The organism is Micromonospora sp. CA-244673 (assembly GCF_050948395.1).
GTDB lineage: Bacteria > Actinomycetota > Actinomycetes > Mycobacteriales > Micromonosporaceae > Micromonospora.
The window spans coordinates 752,602-768,365 of sequence record NZ_CP192019.1 but is presented as its reverse complement, the minus strand read 5'-3'; the positions used below and the strand labels follow the sequence as shown (position 1 = coordinate 768,365).

Here is a 15,764-nt window from a genome sequence, read left to right as displayed (position 1 = left end):
CCGTGGAACTCGCCTGGTACGCCCTGCTCGGCCTCTTCTTCGCCACCTACCTCGTGCTCGGCGGCTACGACTACGGCGTCGGGCTGCTGCTGGCCCGGGGCGCCACACCCCAGGCGCGCCGGGCCGCGCTGAACGCGGTGGGGCCGTTCTTCCTCGGCAACGAGGTTTGGCTGGTGGCCGCCGTCGGCATCCTGTTCGGCGCCTTCCCCACCCTGGAGGGCGAGCTGCTCTCCGGTCTCTACCCGGCCGTGCTCGGCGCGCTCGCCGGGGTGGTGCTGGTGACCGCCGGCGTGCAGCTCCGCAGCCGGCCGCGCTCCGGGGCGGCCCGCGCCTTCTGGGACCGGGTGGTGGTCGCCGGCAGCGTGCTCGCCGCGCTCGGCTGGGGCGCGCTGCTCGGCGGGCTGCTCCAGGGCGTGCCGCCGGCCGACCACGGGCACCCCGCCGGGGTCGGCCACCTGTTCACCCCGTTCGTGGCCGCCGCCGCGCTGGCGCTGCTCGCGCTGGTCGCCGTGCAGGGTGCGACCTTCCTCACGCTGCGGCTGCCGGCCGCCGACCTGCCGTCGGTCGCCCGGCTGGCCCGTGGCCTGGTGCCGGCGGCGCTCACCGCGGTCGCCACCGCCACCGTCCTGGGCCTGCTCTCCGATCGGGTACGCGCCGCGGTGGCCCGCCCGGCGGTCGCCGTACTCCTGCCGTTGGCGCTGGTGGCGGCTCTGCTGGTGGCCCGCGCGGCGCTGCGCCGGGGCCGGGCCGGGCTGGCCTTCGCGGCGACCAGCGCGGCGCTGGCACTGCCGGCGCCGCTGGTCGGCGCGGCGCTCTGGCCCCGGGTGCTGGTCTCCACCGTCGACCCGGCAACCTCGCTGACCGTGGCCGACGCCGCCGCGAGCCGGCCGACGTTGGCGCTGCTGGGCTGGCTGGTGCTGCCGCTCGTGCCGGCCCTACTAGGCTTTCAGGCAATGTGCTGGTGGGTGTTCCGGGGACGGACCGACGGCAGGGCACCGGTGTACTGGTGAACCGCCGCCCGTTCGACCCGCGGCTGCTGCGCCGGGTCCCCGCGGCCCGGCGCGACCTCGCCGTGCTCGCGGTGCTCGGCGGGCTGACCGCGCTGCTGGTGGTCGCGCAGGCCACCGCGCTGGCCACCCTGCTGGCCACCGCGATCGACGGGCGGCTGCACCGTCCGGCGCTGGCCGGCTTCGTGGCGGCGGTCGCGGCCCGGGCACTGGTCAGCTGGGCGCAGGGCACCGTGGCGGCCCGGGCGGCGGCGACGGTCAAGGCGGCGCTCCGGGCCGACCTGCTGCGCGCGGTCGGCCGGCACGGCCCCACCTGGGTTGCCGGCCGGCGTGCCGGGCAGCTCGCCACCCTGGCCGGGCGTGGCCTGGACGCGCTCGACCCCTACTTCACCGGCTACCTGCCGCAACTCGTGCTGAGCGTGACCGTGCCGCTGGCCGTGCTGGCCCGGATCGTGCTCGCCGACTGGAGCTCGGCGCTGATCATCGCGCTGACCATCCCGCTCATCCCGGTCTTCGGTGCGCTGCTCGGCTGGCAGGCGCAGGCCGCCACCGAGCGGCAGTGGCGGCGCCTGTCGCTGCTCGGCGGGCACTTCCTCGACATGGTGGCCGGGCTGCCCACGCTGCGCGCGTTCGGCCGGGCCCGGGCGCAGGTCGACGTCGTACGCCGGATGGCCGACGGGCACCGCCAGGCCACCATGAAGACCCTGCGGATCGCCTTCCTGTCCGCGCTGGTCCTCGAACTGGTCGCCACCCTCTCGGTGGCGCTGGTCGCCGTGCCGGTCGGCATCCGGCTGCTCGGCGGCGGGATCACGCTCTCCACCGCGCTGCTGGTGCTGCTGCTCACCCCGGAGGCGTACCTGCCGCTGCGCGCGGCGGGCAGCCGGTTCCACGCCAGCATGGAAGGGCTGACCGCCCTGGACGAGGCGCTAACCCTCTCCGCGACGCCCGAGGCGGCCGCACCGGGAGCCGCCCGCCCGGCCCCGGACGGCCGCGGCGAGATCCGCTTCGAGGGCGTGACCGTCGCGTACGAGCGGACCACGGCGCTGCGGGACGTCACGCTCACCATCCGTCCCGGCGAGCGGATCGCCGTCATCGGGCCCAGCGGGGCGGGCAAGACCACGCTGCTCAACCTGCTGCTCGGCTTCGTCACGCCGACCGCCGGCCGGGTCACCGTCGACGGGGTGGACCTCGCCGAGGTCGACCTCGACGCCTGGCGGCGGCAGCTGGCCTGGGTGCCGCAGCGGGCCCACCTCTTCGCCGGCTCGCTGGCCGACAACATCCGCCTGGGCGCCCCCGACACCCCCGGCGCCGCGCTGGCCGGCGCGGTCACCGACGCCGCGCTGGACGAGGTGGTCGCCGCCCTGCCCGACGGGCTCGGCACCACGCTCGGCGAGCGCGGGCACGGCCTGTCCAGCGGGCAGCGACAGCGGGTCGCGCTGGCCCGGGCGTTCCTCCGGGACGCCCCGCTCGTGCTCCTCGACGAACCGACCGCCCGGCTGGACAGCGCCAGCGAGGCGGTCGTCCTCGCGGCCACCCGGCGGCTCGTCGCCGGGCGTACCGCGCTGCTGGTCGCGCACCGGCCGGCGCTGCTGGAGGACGCCGACCGGATCCTCCGCGTCGAGGACGGCCGCGTCACCGAGCTGAGCCGCGTACCGGCCGGGAAGGTGACGCCGTGACCGACGGACCCGAGCGGGCGGTGCTGCGGCTGGCCCGGCCCTACCTGGGCCGCCTGCTGGGCGCCGGGCTGCTCGCCGCGGCCACCGAGTTCGCCGGGCTGGCCCTGATGGCCACCGCCACCTGGCTGCTGATGAGCGCCGCCGGCCGGCCGCCGCTGGACCGGCTGACCGTGGCGATCGTCGCGGTGCGCGCGCTCGCGGTCAGCCGGGGCGTGTTCCGCTACACCGAGCGGCTGGCCGGGCACGACGCCGTGCTGCGCATGATCACCGACGTCCGGGCCCGGGTCTTCGCCACCCTGGTCGCCCGGCGCGACGCCGCCCAGCGCACCGGCGACGCGCTGAGCCGGCTGGTCTCCGACGTCGAGGCGGTGCAGGACCTGCTGCTGCGGGTGCTGGTGCCGGGCGCGGCGGCCGCGCTGGTGAGCGTGCTGGCCGTCGGGAGCGCCGCGCTGATCTCGCTGCCGGCCGCCGGCGTGCTCGCCGTCGGGCTGCTGGTGGCCGGGGTGACGCTGCCCGCGCTGGCCGCCGGGCTGACCCGGCGGGCCGCCGACGAGGTGGCCCCGCTGCGCGGCGCGCTCGCGGTGGACGCGGTCGACCTGACGCACGGCGCCGCCGACCTGGCCGCCTTCGGCGCGACCGGCACGGCGCTGGCCGCGGCCGAGACCCGGGCCGGTCGCCTGGCCCGGCTGGAACGCCGGCTCGCCGCGACCGGCTTCGCGGTGGACGCGGCCGGGGTGCTGGTCGGCGGGCTCACCGCCGCCGCCGCGGTGGTCGTGGCGCTGCGCGCGGGCGTCGGCGGGGTGCTCGTCGGCGTCCTGGCCGTGGGCACGCTGGCCGCCGTCGAGGTGGCCCTCGCGCTGGTCGGGGCGGCCCGGCAGCGCACCCAGCTCCGCGCCGGCCTGGCCCGGGTGGCCGACCTGCTCACCGAGGCCGGGGAGCCGGCGCCCACCGCACCTGCCGGACCGGCGGCCGGCGGGCACGACGTCCGGTTCGCGGGCGTGACCGTCCGCTACCGGGAGGGGGCGGCGCCCGCCCTGGCCGGGGTCGACCTGGACCTGCCCGCCGGCCGGCGGGTGGCCGTGGTCGGGCCGAGCGGCGCCGGCAAGAGCACCCTGGCCGCCGCGCTCACCGGCGCGGTACGCCCCGACGCCGGCCGGGTCACCGTGGGCGGCGTGGACGTGGCCGACCAGCCGGCCGAGGAACTGCCGCGGGTGGTCGGCGGCCTGCTCGCCGAGGCGTACGTCTTCCACGCCACGGTCCGCGAGAACCTGCTGCTCGGGCGGCCCCGCGCCGACGAGGCGGAGCTGACCGCCGCCACCCGGGCCGCCGGCCTGCTGGATTGGGTACGCGCCCAGCCGGAGGGCTGGGAGACCGTTGTCGGCGAGCAGGGCGGGCAGCTCTCCGGCGGGCAGCGGCAGCGGCTCGCGCTGGCCCGCGCACTGCTGGCCGCCCCACCGGTGCTGGTGCTCGACGAGCCGACCGAAGGGCTCGACCCGGTGGCCGCGGACGCCGTGCTCGCCTCGGCGCTGGCCGCCACCCCGGCCGGGCACTCCGTGCTGCTGATCAGCCACCGGCTCAGCGGCCTGGCGGGGCTGGACGAGATCGTGGTGCTCGACGCCGGCCGGGTGGTGCAGCGCGGCCGGCACGAGGAGCTGGTGGCCCGGCCGGGCTGGTACCGGGAGCAGTGGCTGCTCCAGGAGACGGCCGAGCGCGGCTACCTGGCCCTGGCCCCCTGAGCGGCTTTCCGGGGTTTTCCCCGACGCGGCCGGCCGGGCACGGGTGGCAGGGTGGTGCCATGCGGGGGCACACGGAGATCCGCGTCGAGGAGCGGCTGCGCGAGCTGGCCGGGCAGCTGCACGGGCCGGCCCGGCTCAAGGCGGACCTGCTGACCGAGGCACGGCACGCGCTGGAGGACGCCGTCGAGGCGTACCGGGAGGGCGGCCTGCCGGCCGCGGAGGCCGAGCGGCGGGCGGTGGCCGAGTTCGGCACTCCGGTCCAGCTCGCTCCCGGCTACCAGGCCGAGCTGGCGGCCGGAGCGCTGCGGGGGCTGGCGCTGCGGGCGCTGGCGGTGGCGGTGGTGCTGATGGCCGGCGGCGACCTGACCTGGCAGGGGTCGAGCTGGAGCGACGGGCCCCGCCCGCCGGAGGGCTACCTGCTGCTCTCCGCCTCGCTGCACGGGATCTGGGGCCTGGTCGCCGCGCTGGCGCTGGCCGGGCTGGTGCTCGGGCTGCTCGCCGCCCGGAGCGGGTCGCCCCGGTTGCCCCGGCTGGCCCACGCCGTGGGCTACGGGCTGACCGGTGGGCTGGCGCTCGGCGCGCTCGCCGGCAGCGCCCTGTTCGGCTGGTCGGTCCAGCTGTGGGACGCGGCGCTGACCTGGCCCCCGATGATCATCGGGGCGGTGCTGGTCAGCGCGGGCTGGTTCGCCCTGGCCCGGGCCGCCCGCTGCTGGCTGCGGACCACCCTCGGGCCGCGCGTCGCCGGCTGACGTGCCGGCGGCCCACTGACGGCCGGCGCCCGCTGACGGCCGGCGGCCTGAGGGCGGCCGGCGCCTGCGGACGGCCGGCGGTGTCAGGCCGGGGTGGCGGGCGGCTCTCCGGCGCCGAGGAAACGACCCACGGTGGCGCTGAACTCCTGCCACCCGGCACGTTCCCCGGCGAGCGCCCGGCCGCCGGCCTCGGTGAGCTCGTAGGTGCGCCGCTCCCGGCCGTTGACGGTGCTCCAGGCGCTGGCCACGTAGCCGGACCGCTCCAGGCGGCGCAGCGCCGGATAGATGGTGCCGGTGGGCAGGTCCAGGGTGCCGCCGCTGCGGGCCCGGAGCGCCTCGATGATCGCGTAGCCGTGCAGCGCGCCCTGCTCCAGCACCGCGAGCAGCAGCGCATCCAGGTGTCCGTGCAGCGCCTGGGCCTTCATGTGTAGCAAGACTACTTGTCCGCGGGTCGGGACGCCACCGGGGTGCGGCTCCCGGCGACGGTGGGACGCCCACTAGGGTATGTGCGCAGAGTCACTCGGCGGCCGATCGCCGCCGGGTGGGCAACCCGAAGCACACGGAGGTCAGCGTGGCCCGCCAGTCGCCCCAACGGCCCGACGCCGACGAGCCCGAGCTCGACGACACCACCGCGTCGGCCGCAGCAGACGAGGTCGAGGTCGACCGCCCGGCGGCCGACCGCGCGCTCTGGGACGAGCTGCGGATCGACCCGGTGGAGATCGCCCTGCCCGCCGGCACGGGCTTCACGCTGCGGGCCTACCGGCCGGCGCGGGAGCTGACCCCGACCGACGTCGCCGAGCGCGACCAGGACGACCCCTTCCTGGCCCGTCGCCAGGTCGTCGAGGCCGAGGACGACGAGGAGGTGGTGATCCTCGACGAGGAGTTCGCCGCCCTCGCCGCCGAGGAGGACGAGGACGCCGACGACGAGAAGCGGGCCGGGCGCGGCCGGCGCGGCAAGGCCGAGGCGGCCGCCGACGAGACCACGGACGAGGCGGACACCGCCGAGGCGGACGAGGACGCGGCGGACGAGGACGAGGACGAGGCGGACGCCGCCGCGGGCGACGAGGAGGTGCCGGCCTTCCTCACCCACCGCGGCAAGCTGCTGCTGTTCAAGACCCCGGAGTCGCTGGTCAGTTTCATCCGTTCCGGTGCGCCCAACGACCTGTCTCAACTGGACAGCTGGAATGAACTGTCTGAACGGGTTGAACCGGCCGACATCGCCCCGCTCAACGAGGACACCTACGAGCTCGACCTGGTAGTGGAGAATCTCCGCGGCGGCCACGACGCGTGGGACCCGACGCTGCTGATCGAGGCCGGCGAGGTCGCCCGTGACCTGGCGTACGCCCTGCGGCTACCGGCGGTGCTCGACATGCTCTCCGCCGGGTCCAGCCTGGACGACCTGGACGAGGCGCTGCGCGCTTCTGTCAACGGCGGAATCGGTGGATTCCTGGGCCGGCGCCGGCTGAAGAAAATCGGGGCACAAACCGCAAGTTTGGGTTGGCGCACCATTGTCGGCAAGATCTCTGCTGTTGTGGACTGGCGCGACTGACCCGGAGCGGGGAGCATCAGTCTCTGGCAGAGCAAGACCTGTGTCCCGGGAGGAGGACGACGCCGTGGCGCTCGTGCGCGTGTACTGCGGTCTGGCCTCGGCGGATTCCGCCGACCGGTCGGCTTCGGTCGGATCGACGCTGACGTCCGCTGTGGTCGACGACGCAGGCCGTCTGCTGCATGTCTGCGAGATCGGTGACGACCCGGCTGGCTACGCCCAGCTGGTCGCGCTGCTCGTGGAGCGGTCGGGCGGGCCGAGCGGTGCGGCCATCGCGGCCGACAGCGACGACCACACCGTCACCTCGCTGCTCAGCGCGGCGGGCCGGCCGCTGGCGATCGCCGACGACGACTCGGTCGACGACTTCGCCGAGCGCTTCGCCGACGACGACTCGCTGGAGGAGATGCAGTCCCCGCCGGCCGAGCGCCGCGCGGTCGGGCTGGCCCGCGCGCTCCAGGCCGGCGCGCTCTCCGCGGTGACCCTCCCGGCGCCGCGCGACCTCGCCAACTACAAGCAGGTCCTCGCCGCGCACGCGGCACTTGCCAGCGGCCGGCACTCCGCCGCGGTGGCGCTGCGCGAGGTGCTCCGCGAGCTCTACCCGGCCGCGCTGCGCGCGTACCCCGACCCGGCCGAGCCGGTCTCCCTGGCCATCCTCGACGCGCTGCCCGAGCCGGGCATGCTCACCGGCACGGTGACCCGGGGCCGCGAGGTCGCGGTGGCGGCGGACGCCGTCGCCGCCCACCTGGCCGCCGAGGGTGTGGCGGACGCGGACACCATCAACGACGCGGTGACCGCGCTGCGGGTCGCCATCTCCGAGACGCCCCGGCGGGCCACCGTCAACCGGGCGCTCACCGCCGCCGTCGCCGAGACCGTGCGGCAGGCGGTCGCCTCCGTCCGGGCGTGCGACGCCGGCTGCGACGCGCTTGTGGGCGCGCTCAGTGCCCGGGTCACCACGCCCGCTCCGGCACCCGGCCGCCGGGCCGCCGCTCGCCGCGGCGAGCAGGTCGACGAGCTGGTCCCGTCCGCCGCCGGGCTGCGCCCGTTGCGCCCGGCCGAGCCCGAGCCCGTCGCGGAGCAGGCCGCGCGACGCAGCCGTCCCGAGCCGGTCTCCGGGCTGGTGGGTCGGCGCAGCCGTCCCGAGCCGGCCGGTCCGGCCGCCCCGCCCGCACCGCGCCCCCTCGGCCCGCCCCCGGTGGCCCCGGCGCCGGTCGCGCCGCCGCCCGTCGCCCCTTCGCCGGTCGCACCGGCCGCCTCCCTGGGCCGGCCGGCCTCCGCGCCGCACGCCCGCCCCGAGCCGACCGGCGCCCCACTGCCGTCGCGGGTGGACGGGCCGACCAACCGCCCCATCTCGGCTCCGCCACCGCCGCCGCCCGGGATCACCCCGATCGCCCCGGCGCAGCGCGGCGCCGTGCCGCCGGCCGAGGCCGGGGAGCCGTTCCGCCCGACACTGACCACCGCGGCGATCAACAAGGCCCGGGCCGAGCGGCAGCGCACGGTCATCCCGCCCCGGCCCAAGACCAACCAGGAGCCGCCGACCGGCGGCTTCAGCGCCACCGACCTGACCATCCCGGTGCCGACGCCCCGCCCCGGCCAGGAGGCCGCTCCCCCGGGCTCCCGGGCCAACTGGCCGCTGGTCAACACCGGCGAGGACCAGGACGACCGGGCCAAGGAAGCGCCGGCCTACCCGTACGGGCGGGGGGTGGACGCGCCGAGCGACCCGGGCCGGGTCACCCCGCCGTGGCTCGCCGACGACCTGCCGCAGGAGCCGCCGATGCTGCGGCTCGTGGAGCCGCCGCCGCTGGCCGACCGCGCGCTGCGCGACCAGCTGAACCCGCCGACCGACCCCGGTCTGGACGCGCCGCCGCTGCGGCTGGTCGACCGGCCGGAGGCCAACCGGCCGAGCCGCCCGGCGCCCCGCGTCGAGGCGCCCGCCCCGCTGGAGCGGCGTCCCGCGCCAAAGGAGCACCGGCCGCCGCCGGTCTCCGACGAGGGCGACGGCGACCTGCTGATCTTCGCGCAGGCGAAGTCCGCCTGGTTCGTCGGGCACGGCGACGAGGCCGACCTCGACTGGGCGACCACCGCGGACACCGGCTGGCAGGCGGCCGAGCAGGCGGCCCGCCCGTCGGTGGGCGACGAGACCAAGGCCGGCCTGCCCAAGCGGGTCCCGCAGGCCAACCTGGTGCCGGGCTCGCCGCTGCGGGAGGAGCGTCCACTCCGGATCGTCCGCAACGCGGCCAGCCTCGCCGAGAACACCACCGGCTACTTCCGGGGCTGGCGGCGCGGGCAGGAGATCGGCGGCTTCGCCGTCGGCGGTCGCCCCGGCCGGGAGGCCGCCGGCGGTTGGGACTTCAGCCGGGACACCGGCGACCGCGACGACGACCGGGAGTACGAGTACCGGTCCGCGGGCTACCGGTCCTGATCGGAGTCGCGCCCCACCTGCGTGTTCCTGCCCACACCCGGATAATTTGACGCCGGACGCGGCCGGCCGGGAGCATACCGGCGGACCAGCCGGCGGCGGATGTTCGCCGGGGGTGGGAAGGCGGCTCCAATGGCGACACCGGCAATCGGCTCCTCCGTGTTCACCCGTCGGGGTGTCCTCGCCGCGGCGGCCGGCAGCCTGCTGCTCGCCGGCTGCGGGCAGCAGGGCGAGCGGCCGGACGACGAGTCCTCGGCCAGCAGCGCCTCTGCCAGCCAGGACCTGATCATCGGTGCCAGCCTGGAACTCACCGGCCGGGGCGCCGCGCTCGGCATTCCCCAGCAGCGGGCCATCGAAATCACCGCGAACGCGCTGAACAAGACCGGCATCCCGGTGGGCAACCTGCGGCGGTCGGTCCGTCTCGACATCCGTGACAACCGCGGCAACCCCCGGGAGGCGGCCCGGCAGGCGGCCGAGCTGACCCGTGCCGGCGCGCAGGCCCTGGTCGGCGGCACCCTGGCGGAGACCTCGGTGGCCCTCGCCGAGGCGGCGGAGAAGGTCAAGACCCCCTTCCTCTCGCTGGGCCTCGGGGACGGCGTCGTGCTGCCGCTCGACGAACGGACCTTCAGCTTCCAGCTCACCCCGGACGCCGTCGACGTGGCCCGCCGGCTGGCCGACCTCGTCGGGACGCAGCGCGTACGGCGGGTGGCCCTGCTGGCCGCCGACGGGCTGCACGGAGACTCCGGCGTGCAGGCGGTGCGCGCCGCGCTGGCCGGCGGCGACGCCGACCTGGTCCGCACGATCCGGCTGCCCGCCACCGGGCGGAGCTTCGCCGCCGCCGCCCGGCGGATCGCCGCCGCCAAGCCGGACGGGGTGATCGTCTGGGGCGCCGCACCGGATTCCGGCGTGGCCGCCCGGGAGCTGCGCCGGGCCCGTTACCGCGGGCCGCTCTTCTTCGACGCCGGCGCGGTCGCCGAGGACACGCTCAGCGCCGCCAACGCCGCCGCGGTCGAGGGTGCGTACGCCGTGCACCCGGCCTGCCTGTCCGGCTCCACGCTGACCGCGACCAGCACGGCCGACCTGGAGCGGCGGGACTTCACCTACCGCTACACCCAGCGGTACGGCACCTCCAACACCTTCGCCCCGTACGCCTCGGACGCGCTCCAGCTCGTCGCCGCGTCGGCCCGGCTGGCCGCGAGCCTCGACCGTGGACGGTTGCGGGCGTTCCTGCAAACCCAGGTGGCCGAGGGCATCGCCGGCGGATACGCCTTCACGGCGGCCCGGCACGGCGGCATGGAGCCCGATTCGCTCGCCGTCCACGTGCTCACACAGGGCGCCTGGCGCCCGTACGCCTGACCGTCCGGGCGGTGACCGTCCCGGCGGGACGGTCACCGCCCGGCTGCGCTGCGTACCGAACGGCAGACAGCGAGAAGCGCCCGGTGGCCGATGGCCGCCGGGCGCTTCGTCACCGGGTCAGGCGGGGGCGACGGCCCGCGAGCGCCGCATGGTGAGCACGTACTCGACCAGCGAGATCAGCACGTGCTTCGTCGACTCCCGGTTACGGGCGTCGCAGGCCACCACCGGAACGTCCGACGAGATCGCGAGCGCGTCCCGGACGTCCTGCGGGTCGTGGTACTGCATCCCGTCGAAGCAGTTGATGGCCACCAGGTACGGCAGCCGCCGGTGCTCGAAGAAGTCGATGGCGGCGAAGCAGTCGGCCAGCCGGCGGGTGTCGACCAGCACGACGGCGCCGATAGCGCCCCGCACCAGTTCGTCCCACATGAACCAGAACCGGGTCTGACCCGGCGTACCGAACAGGTACAGGATCAGATCGCGGTCGATCGAGATACGACCGAAGTCCATGGCCACCGTGGTCGTCGTCTTGCCCGGCACCTGCCGGGTGTCGTTGACGCCCACGCCGGCGGAGGTCATGATCGCCTCGGTGGTCAGCGGCGTGATCTCCGAGACCGAGCCGACCAGCGTCGTCTTGCCGACGCCGAATCCACCGGCGATAACGATCTTCGCCGACGTCACGCGCCCGCTCGGGGCAGGCGGCCGGTGCGACATGTCAGAGCCTGCGAAGTCCACTCAGCACCCTCTCCAGCAGTTCAGTGCCCACCGCGTCGTCAGAGTCGTCCAAAATGGTCGGCTCGTGGACCGCGACCAGGCCGTCCGTCGCCATGTCGGCGATGAGCACCCGGGCCACGCCGAGCGGAAGCTGCATCCGCGCCGCAATTTCGGCGAGCGACTGCACACGTCCGTCACACAGCGCGGCGATGTACTGGTGCTCCCGGCCCTGGCCACCGTTGCCAGTGGCAACGGACCGGCCGCGCACCGTCGTCTCGACGAGCGCCTCCAGGGCGATCTCGAGCCGGGGGCGGGTACGACCGCGGGTCACGGCGTATGGACGGACCAACGCTCCGGTCGGTTCGTCACGATCAACCATGTCGCCGCTCACCTCCTTCGTACCCGGCACCGGCTCGCCCCGGTGGTGTTCGTCCTTGTCGTAGTTGTTGCCGCTTCTGACCCACCGGTCAGCGCGTCGTTCAGCCCATCATCCCGACAGCCGTACGCGGCTGCGGGGTCAGAGCGTCGCCCACCCGGTCGACGAGCAGGGCCATCTCGTAACCGACCTGCCCGACGTCGCAGCTGCGCGCGGCGAGCACGGCGAAGGACGAGCCGTCCGAGATGGACATCAGGAACAGGAAGCCGTTGTCCATCTCGACGACGGTCTGGAGCACCGCGCCGCCCTCGAAGCAGCGGGCCGCGCCCTGGGTGAGGCTGACCAGACCGGACGAGATCGCCGCCAACTGGTCCGCGCGGTCCCGCGGAAGATCACGGGACGCCGCGAGAAGCAGGCCGTCGGCGGAGACGGCGACCGCGTGCGCCACACCGGGCACCCGGTCGGCGAAGTTGGCCAGCAGCCATCCGAGATCCTGCGTAGTAGTCATCCTTGTTGCTCCTTCTGCCCGCTCCCGGCCACTGGGCCTGAGCCAGACTGCGAGGACTGCTGCCCGCCCGGAGTTCCCTCCGGGCCGGTGGAGTTGCTGTCGGTCGGGTTGTTGCGCCCCCGCTGCACGCCCCGATGGTAGGCCGAGAGCAGACCCCGTACGCCTTCCGGCGTGCGGCGCTGCACCGACGTGGACGGCTTCTCGACGCCACCGGGCACGAGCTGCGCCATCGGCGTCCGCTTCGGCAGGCCCTTCTGGGTGGTCTCCTCGACCGGGACCTCGGTGGCCGCCGAGGCGGCCCGCCAACCGTCGTCGGCCGCGGTCTGCCAACCGGGCTGCGGCGGGACGGAGGGCTGCCGGGTCGGCAGCGCACCGGCGTAACCGGGACGGGCACCCCCGTTCGTCGCGCCGTTGCCCTGCGGCGCTCCGCCGGCCGTCGGAGTCTGTGCCATCGGTGTGTTACCTGTCGTCCCGGGTGGTGTCTGCTGCACGGCCCGACCGGCGGCGTCGACCTTGGCGAACTGCTGGGTCGCGGCGCCGTTGGACGCGGCCGGCTGCGCTGCGGCTGGCTGCGCTGCGGCCGGCTGCGCTGCCGCCGCCTCCTCCTTGGGCCCCGGCCGGCTGGTGCGGAACCAGGCCGACTCGAGCTCCCGGAAGATCGGCAGCTCCATCGTCTCGTCCGCGTACCGCTGGCGGTTGCCCGGCTGCTGCGGGGTTGCCGGGCGCGGCGCGGGGGCCGGCGCCGGCCGGTTGGCGGCCGGTGCCGTCTCCGGGCGGGTGACCCGGGGCAGCTCGGTGGTCATGTCCAGACCGGCGGCGAGCCGCTCCGGCACGGCCGGAGCCGCGGCCTGGTCGGGCGTGGCGACCGGCGGCCAGACCGGCGGGGCGCCGACGTGCGGCGCCGGAGCCGGCGGGGCGGGGCGCTGCGGCAGCTGGTTCGCCGGAGGCACCGAGACCGGGTAGCCGGCGGCCGGGGCGGCCGACACGGGCTGACCGGAGGCGGGCACGCCCGACACGGGGTAGCCGGAGGCCGGCGCGCCCGACACGGGGTAACCCGGCGCACCCGACACGGGGTAGCCCGGCGCACCCGACACGGGGTAACCGGAGGCCGGCGCACCCGAGACCGGGTAGCCCTGAGCCGGCGAGCCGGACACGGGGTAGCCCGAGACCGGGACACCGGAGACCGGCGGGACCGGCGGGGCGGAGACCGGCGGCGGGTTGTACGGCCGGGCCTCCGGGCTGCTCGGCAGCTGCCGCGGGATGGCCGGCTGCTGACCGGTGGTGGCCGGGTCGCCCTCGGCCGGGTTGCGCCGCTGGGGCAGCGGGTCGATCGGCTGGCCGTTCGAGTTCCGCGGGCTGAAGCCGTCACCGCCGGCCAGGGGGCCGGCGCCGGTCAGGTCGGACCAGGCCGGCATCGACCGGGCCCCGCCCGCGTTGGCCGGGGTGCCGGAGCCGTTGCGCGACGCCGGGTCGAAGGACCGCCCGCCCAGGGTGACCTGGTTGCCGGACGCACCGGGGTGCGGGACCGGCGGCGTGTGCGGGCCGTTGCCCAGGGCGGCCAGGGCGCCGAAGGCCGGGGCGGGACCGCCCTGGCCGAACGCCGGTGCGGGACCGCCGTGCTGCGGGCCGGCGGCCGGGAGGGCCGGCGCGCCCTGGCCGCGGCCGGCCAGGGCACGCGGCACCAGGACCGAGGTGGGCAGCGTGACGTCGGCGACGGTGCCCCGGTCGGCGCCGGGCCGCAGCTCGACCTTGACGCCGTGCCGGGAGGCCAGCCGGGCGACCACCACGAGGCCCATCATCCGGGAGACCGCCACATCGACCTGCGGCGGCGTGGCCAGCCGCTCGTTCAGCTCGCGGAGCTGGTCGTGGCTGATGCCGATGCCCCGGTCCTCGACGTAGAGGGAGGCACGGTCACCCACGCGCCGGGCCTCCACCATGACCTGGGAGTCCGGCGGGGAGAAGGCGGTGGCGTTGTCGAACAGCTCGGCGACCAGGTGCACGAGGTCGTTGACCGCGTGCGCGGCGACCTCGATGTCCCGGTCGATCACGCCGAACTCGATCCGGGTGTAGTGCTCGACCTCGGACTGCGCGGCGCGGAGCACGTCGATCAGGGCGGCCGGCTCGCGCTGCACGCGGGTGGAGTCCGCGCCGGCGAGGACCAGCAGGTTCTCGTCGTTGCGGCGCATCCGCGTGGCCAGGTGGTCGAGCTGGAACAGCTCGGCCAGCCGGTCCGGGTCCTCCTCGCCGCGCTCCAGCCGGTCGAGGTGGCCGATCAGCCGGTCGACCAGGATCTGCGACCGGCGGGCCAGGTTGACGAACATGGTCGCGACGGAGGCCCGCAGGGCGGCCTGCTCGGCCGCGGTGCGGACGGCCTCCAGGTGGACGGCGTTGAACGCCTCGGTCACCTGGCCGAACTCGTCCTTGCTGCGTACCGGCAGCGGCTCGGCGATCTGGTTGGCCAGCTGCACCGGGGAGAGCTGCCCGGTGACCTGCGGGTCGCGCAGCCGGGCCACCGCCTGCGGCAGGCCGTACTGGGCCACCGAGAGGGCGCCCTGACGCAGCTCACGCAGCGAGCGGGCCATGGAGCGGGCGACCAGGTACGCGAAGAGGATGGCCAGCAGCAGCATGCTCAGCAGCAGGCCGGTCTCCAGGAACACCTGGCGCTGGGTGTCCGACCGCAGCTCGTCGGCCTGGCGGACCACGTTGCCGTCCAGCCGGTTCTCGACCGTGAGGATCAGCTTGGCGTACGCCACCATCGTGGCGTCCCAGTCGTCCGTCGAGAACGGCGGTTTCGACAGGTCGCCGTCGTTGGTCGCAGCGATCTGGCTGGTGTAGCGCTCCGCCTTGCGCAGGTCGGAGCCGCTGACGGTCTGGTCGAAGAACTCCGAGTCGGTCTGGTTGGCGACCGCCTTGAAGTTCTGGAACGCCTGCGTCTGGCCGGTGCGGCTCTCGATGAACTGCTCGCGCAGGTTCGGGGTGAGGCGCTTTCCGTTCAGCACCTCGTGCACGATCACGCGGCGCTGGGCCAGGTATTCCTTCTGCCGGGCGACCGCGGCCGCGGCGCGCATCCGGTCGCTCAGGTCGTTGTCGCCGGCGAGCTGGATGGCCGAGTCGCGGACCGAGAGCAGGTTGGTGATCAGACCCTCGTACGACGTCTGCGCTTCGTCACCGGTGAGCTTGCCGTTGAGGACCTGGCTGCGGGTGCCCGGGAGATCGGAGAGCCCGTCGTCGACGGCCTTCAGCCGGGCCTCGAACGTGCGCGGCAGATCGTTGATCTCGAGCCGCTGGCGGGAGTAGGGCGACTTCGCCTGGTCGACCCGCTGGTTCGCCCGGTTGTAGGCCTCCTGGTACTGCGCCCGCGTCTGCACTTCCGTCGAGCTGAGGAAGAGCACCGAGGTGACCCGCTCGTCCTGGAGCGTGTCGGCCAGGTCACCCGAGTAGGAGATCAGGTTCGCCAGGTCACCGGCTCGGTTGGCATTGTTCAGTGTCTCCAGGTGGTCGACCAGACCGCTGGTGCCGACCACGACTGTCGCGATGGTCGGCACGATCATGATCAGGCCGAGCTTGGACCAGATCGGCATGTCGCGGAGCCGGCTGGCCGGCCGGCTCAGACGCGACAGGAAGGAGCCCGCCGTCGTTGGCCGTTTGCTCACGTCACCGCCCTCGCATTACCGCGTCCGGCG

12 protein-coding genes are annotated in these 15,764 nt (G+C 75.7%); 7 read left to right on the top strand and 5 right to left on the bottom strand.

Annotation, left to right across the window (positions count from 1 at the left end; translation table 11 throughout):
• Positions 1-2 precede the first annotated feature (2 nt).
• The 4 genes from ACQP12_RS03875 to ACQP12_RS03860 are packed head-to-tail and all read left to right on the top strand — an operon-like array spanning position 3 to position 5,168.
• Positions 3-1,010, top strand: a complete 1,008-nt coding sequence (locus tag ACQP12_RS03875) for a cytochrome d ubiquinol oxidase subunit II (protein ID WP_357940857.1) — start codon at positions 3-5, stop codon at positions 1,008-1,010.
• Positions 1,007-2,683 carry a thiol reductant ABC exporter subunit CydD gene (gene cydD, locus ACQP12_RS03870; RefSeq protein ID WP_433285060.1) on the top strand — a complete coding sequence of 559 codons (1,677 nt, stop codon included), beginning with the start codon at positions 1,007-1,009 and terminating at the stop codon, positions 2,681-2,683. Before ACQP12_RS03875 ends, cydD begins: the two co-directional genes overlap by 4 nt.
• Complete coding sequence (gene cydC / locus ACQP12_RS03865; protein WP_433285058.1) at positions 2,680-4,419, top strand: thiol reductant ABC exporter subunit CydC; 1,740 nt, start codon at positions 2,680-2,682, stop codon at positions 4,417-4,419. Before cydD ends, cydC begins: the two co-directional genes overlap by 4 nt.
• Before the next feature lie 59 nt (positions 4,420-4,478).
• Complete coding sequence (locus ACQP12_RS03860) at positions 4,479-5,168, top strand: permease prefix domain 1-containing protein (protein ID WP_433285056.1); 690 nt, start codon at positions 4,479-4,481, stop codon at positions 5,166-5,168.
• 83 nt (positions 5,169-5,251) lie between these two features.
• Here the strand turns inward: ACQP12_RS03860 and ACQP12_RS03855 are convergent, their stop codons facing one another.
• Positions 5,252-5,593, bottom strand: coding sequence for a PadR family transcriptional regulator (locus tag ACQP12_RS03855; RefSeq protein WP_433285054.1), 342 nt, complete (start codon positions 5,591-5,593; stop codon positions 5,252-5,254).
• Positions 5,594-5,709: 116 nt separating this feature from the next.
• On the opposite strand from ACQP12_RS03855, the gene ACQP12_RS03850 reads away from it, so the two are divergent.
• The 3 genes from ACQP12_RS03850 (at position 5,710) to ACQP12_RS03840 (ending at position 10,486) form a co-directional block, all read left to right on the top strand.
• Positions 5,710-6,717, top strand: coding sequence for a DNA primase (locus tag ACQP12_RS03850; protein ID WP_433285052.1), 1,008 nt, complete (start codon positions 5,710-5,712; stop codon positions 6,715-6,717).
• A 40-nt stretch (positions 6,718-6,757) separates the two neighbouring features.
• Positions 6,758-9,133, top strand: a complete 2,376-nt coding sequence (locus tag ACQP12_RS03845) for a transposase (RefSeq protein ID WP_433285050.1) — start codon at positions 6,758-6,760, stop codon at positions 9,131-9,133.
• Positions 9,134-9,262: 129 nt separating this feature from the next.
• On the top strand, positions 9,263-10,486 hold the full coding sequence (locus ACQP12_RS03840) for an ABC transporter substrate-binding protein (RefSeq protein ID WP_433285048.1): 1,224 nt from the start codon (positions 9,263-9,265) through the stop codon (positions 10,484-10,486).
• 117 nt (positions 10,487-10,603) lie between these two features.
• Here the strand turns inward: ACQP12_RS03840 and ACQP12_RS03835 are convergent, their stop codons facing one another.
• From ACQP12_RS03835 to ACQP12_RS03820, 4 genes are all read right to left on the bottom strand, one after another.
• Positions 10,604-11,197 (bottom strand): GTP-binding protein, encoded by a 594-nt coding sequence (locus tag ACQP12_RS03835; RefSeq protein ID WP_433285046.1) that lies wholly within the window; start codon positions 11,195-11,197, stop codon positions 10,604-10,606.
• A gap of 1 nt (position 11,198) precedes the next feature.
• Positions 11,199-11,576 (bottom strand): DUF742 domain-containing protein, encoded by a 378-nt coding sequence (locus ACQP12_RS03830; protein ID WP_091261430.1) that lies wholly within the window; start codon positions 11,574-11,576, stop codon positions 11,199-11,201.
• A gap of 100 nt (positions 11,577-11,676) precedes the next feature.
• Positions 11,677-12,081, bottom strand: coding sequence for a roadblock/LC7 domain-containing protein (locus tag ACQP12_RS03825; RefSeq protein ID WP_111134940.1), 405 nt, complete (start codon positions 12,079-12,081; stop codon positions 11,677-11,679).
• The gene (locus ACQP12_RS03820; protein WP_433285044.1) at positions 12,078-15,734 is read right to left on the bottom strand and encodes a nitrate- and nitrite sensing domain-containing protein; all 3,657 of its coding nucleotides are present in this window, start codon (positions 15,732-15,734) and stop codon (positions 12,078-12,080) included. The genes ACQP12_RS03825 and ACQP12_RS03820 overlap by 4 nt, the downstream gene beginning before the upstream one ends.
• Positions 15,735-15,764: the final 30 nt, after the last annotated feature.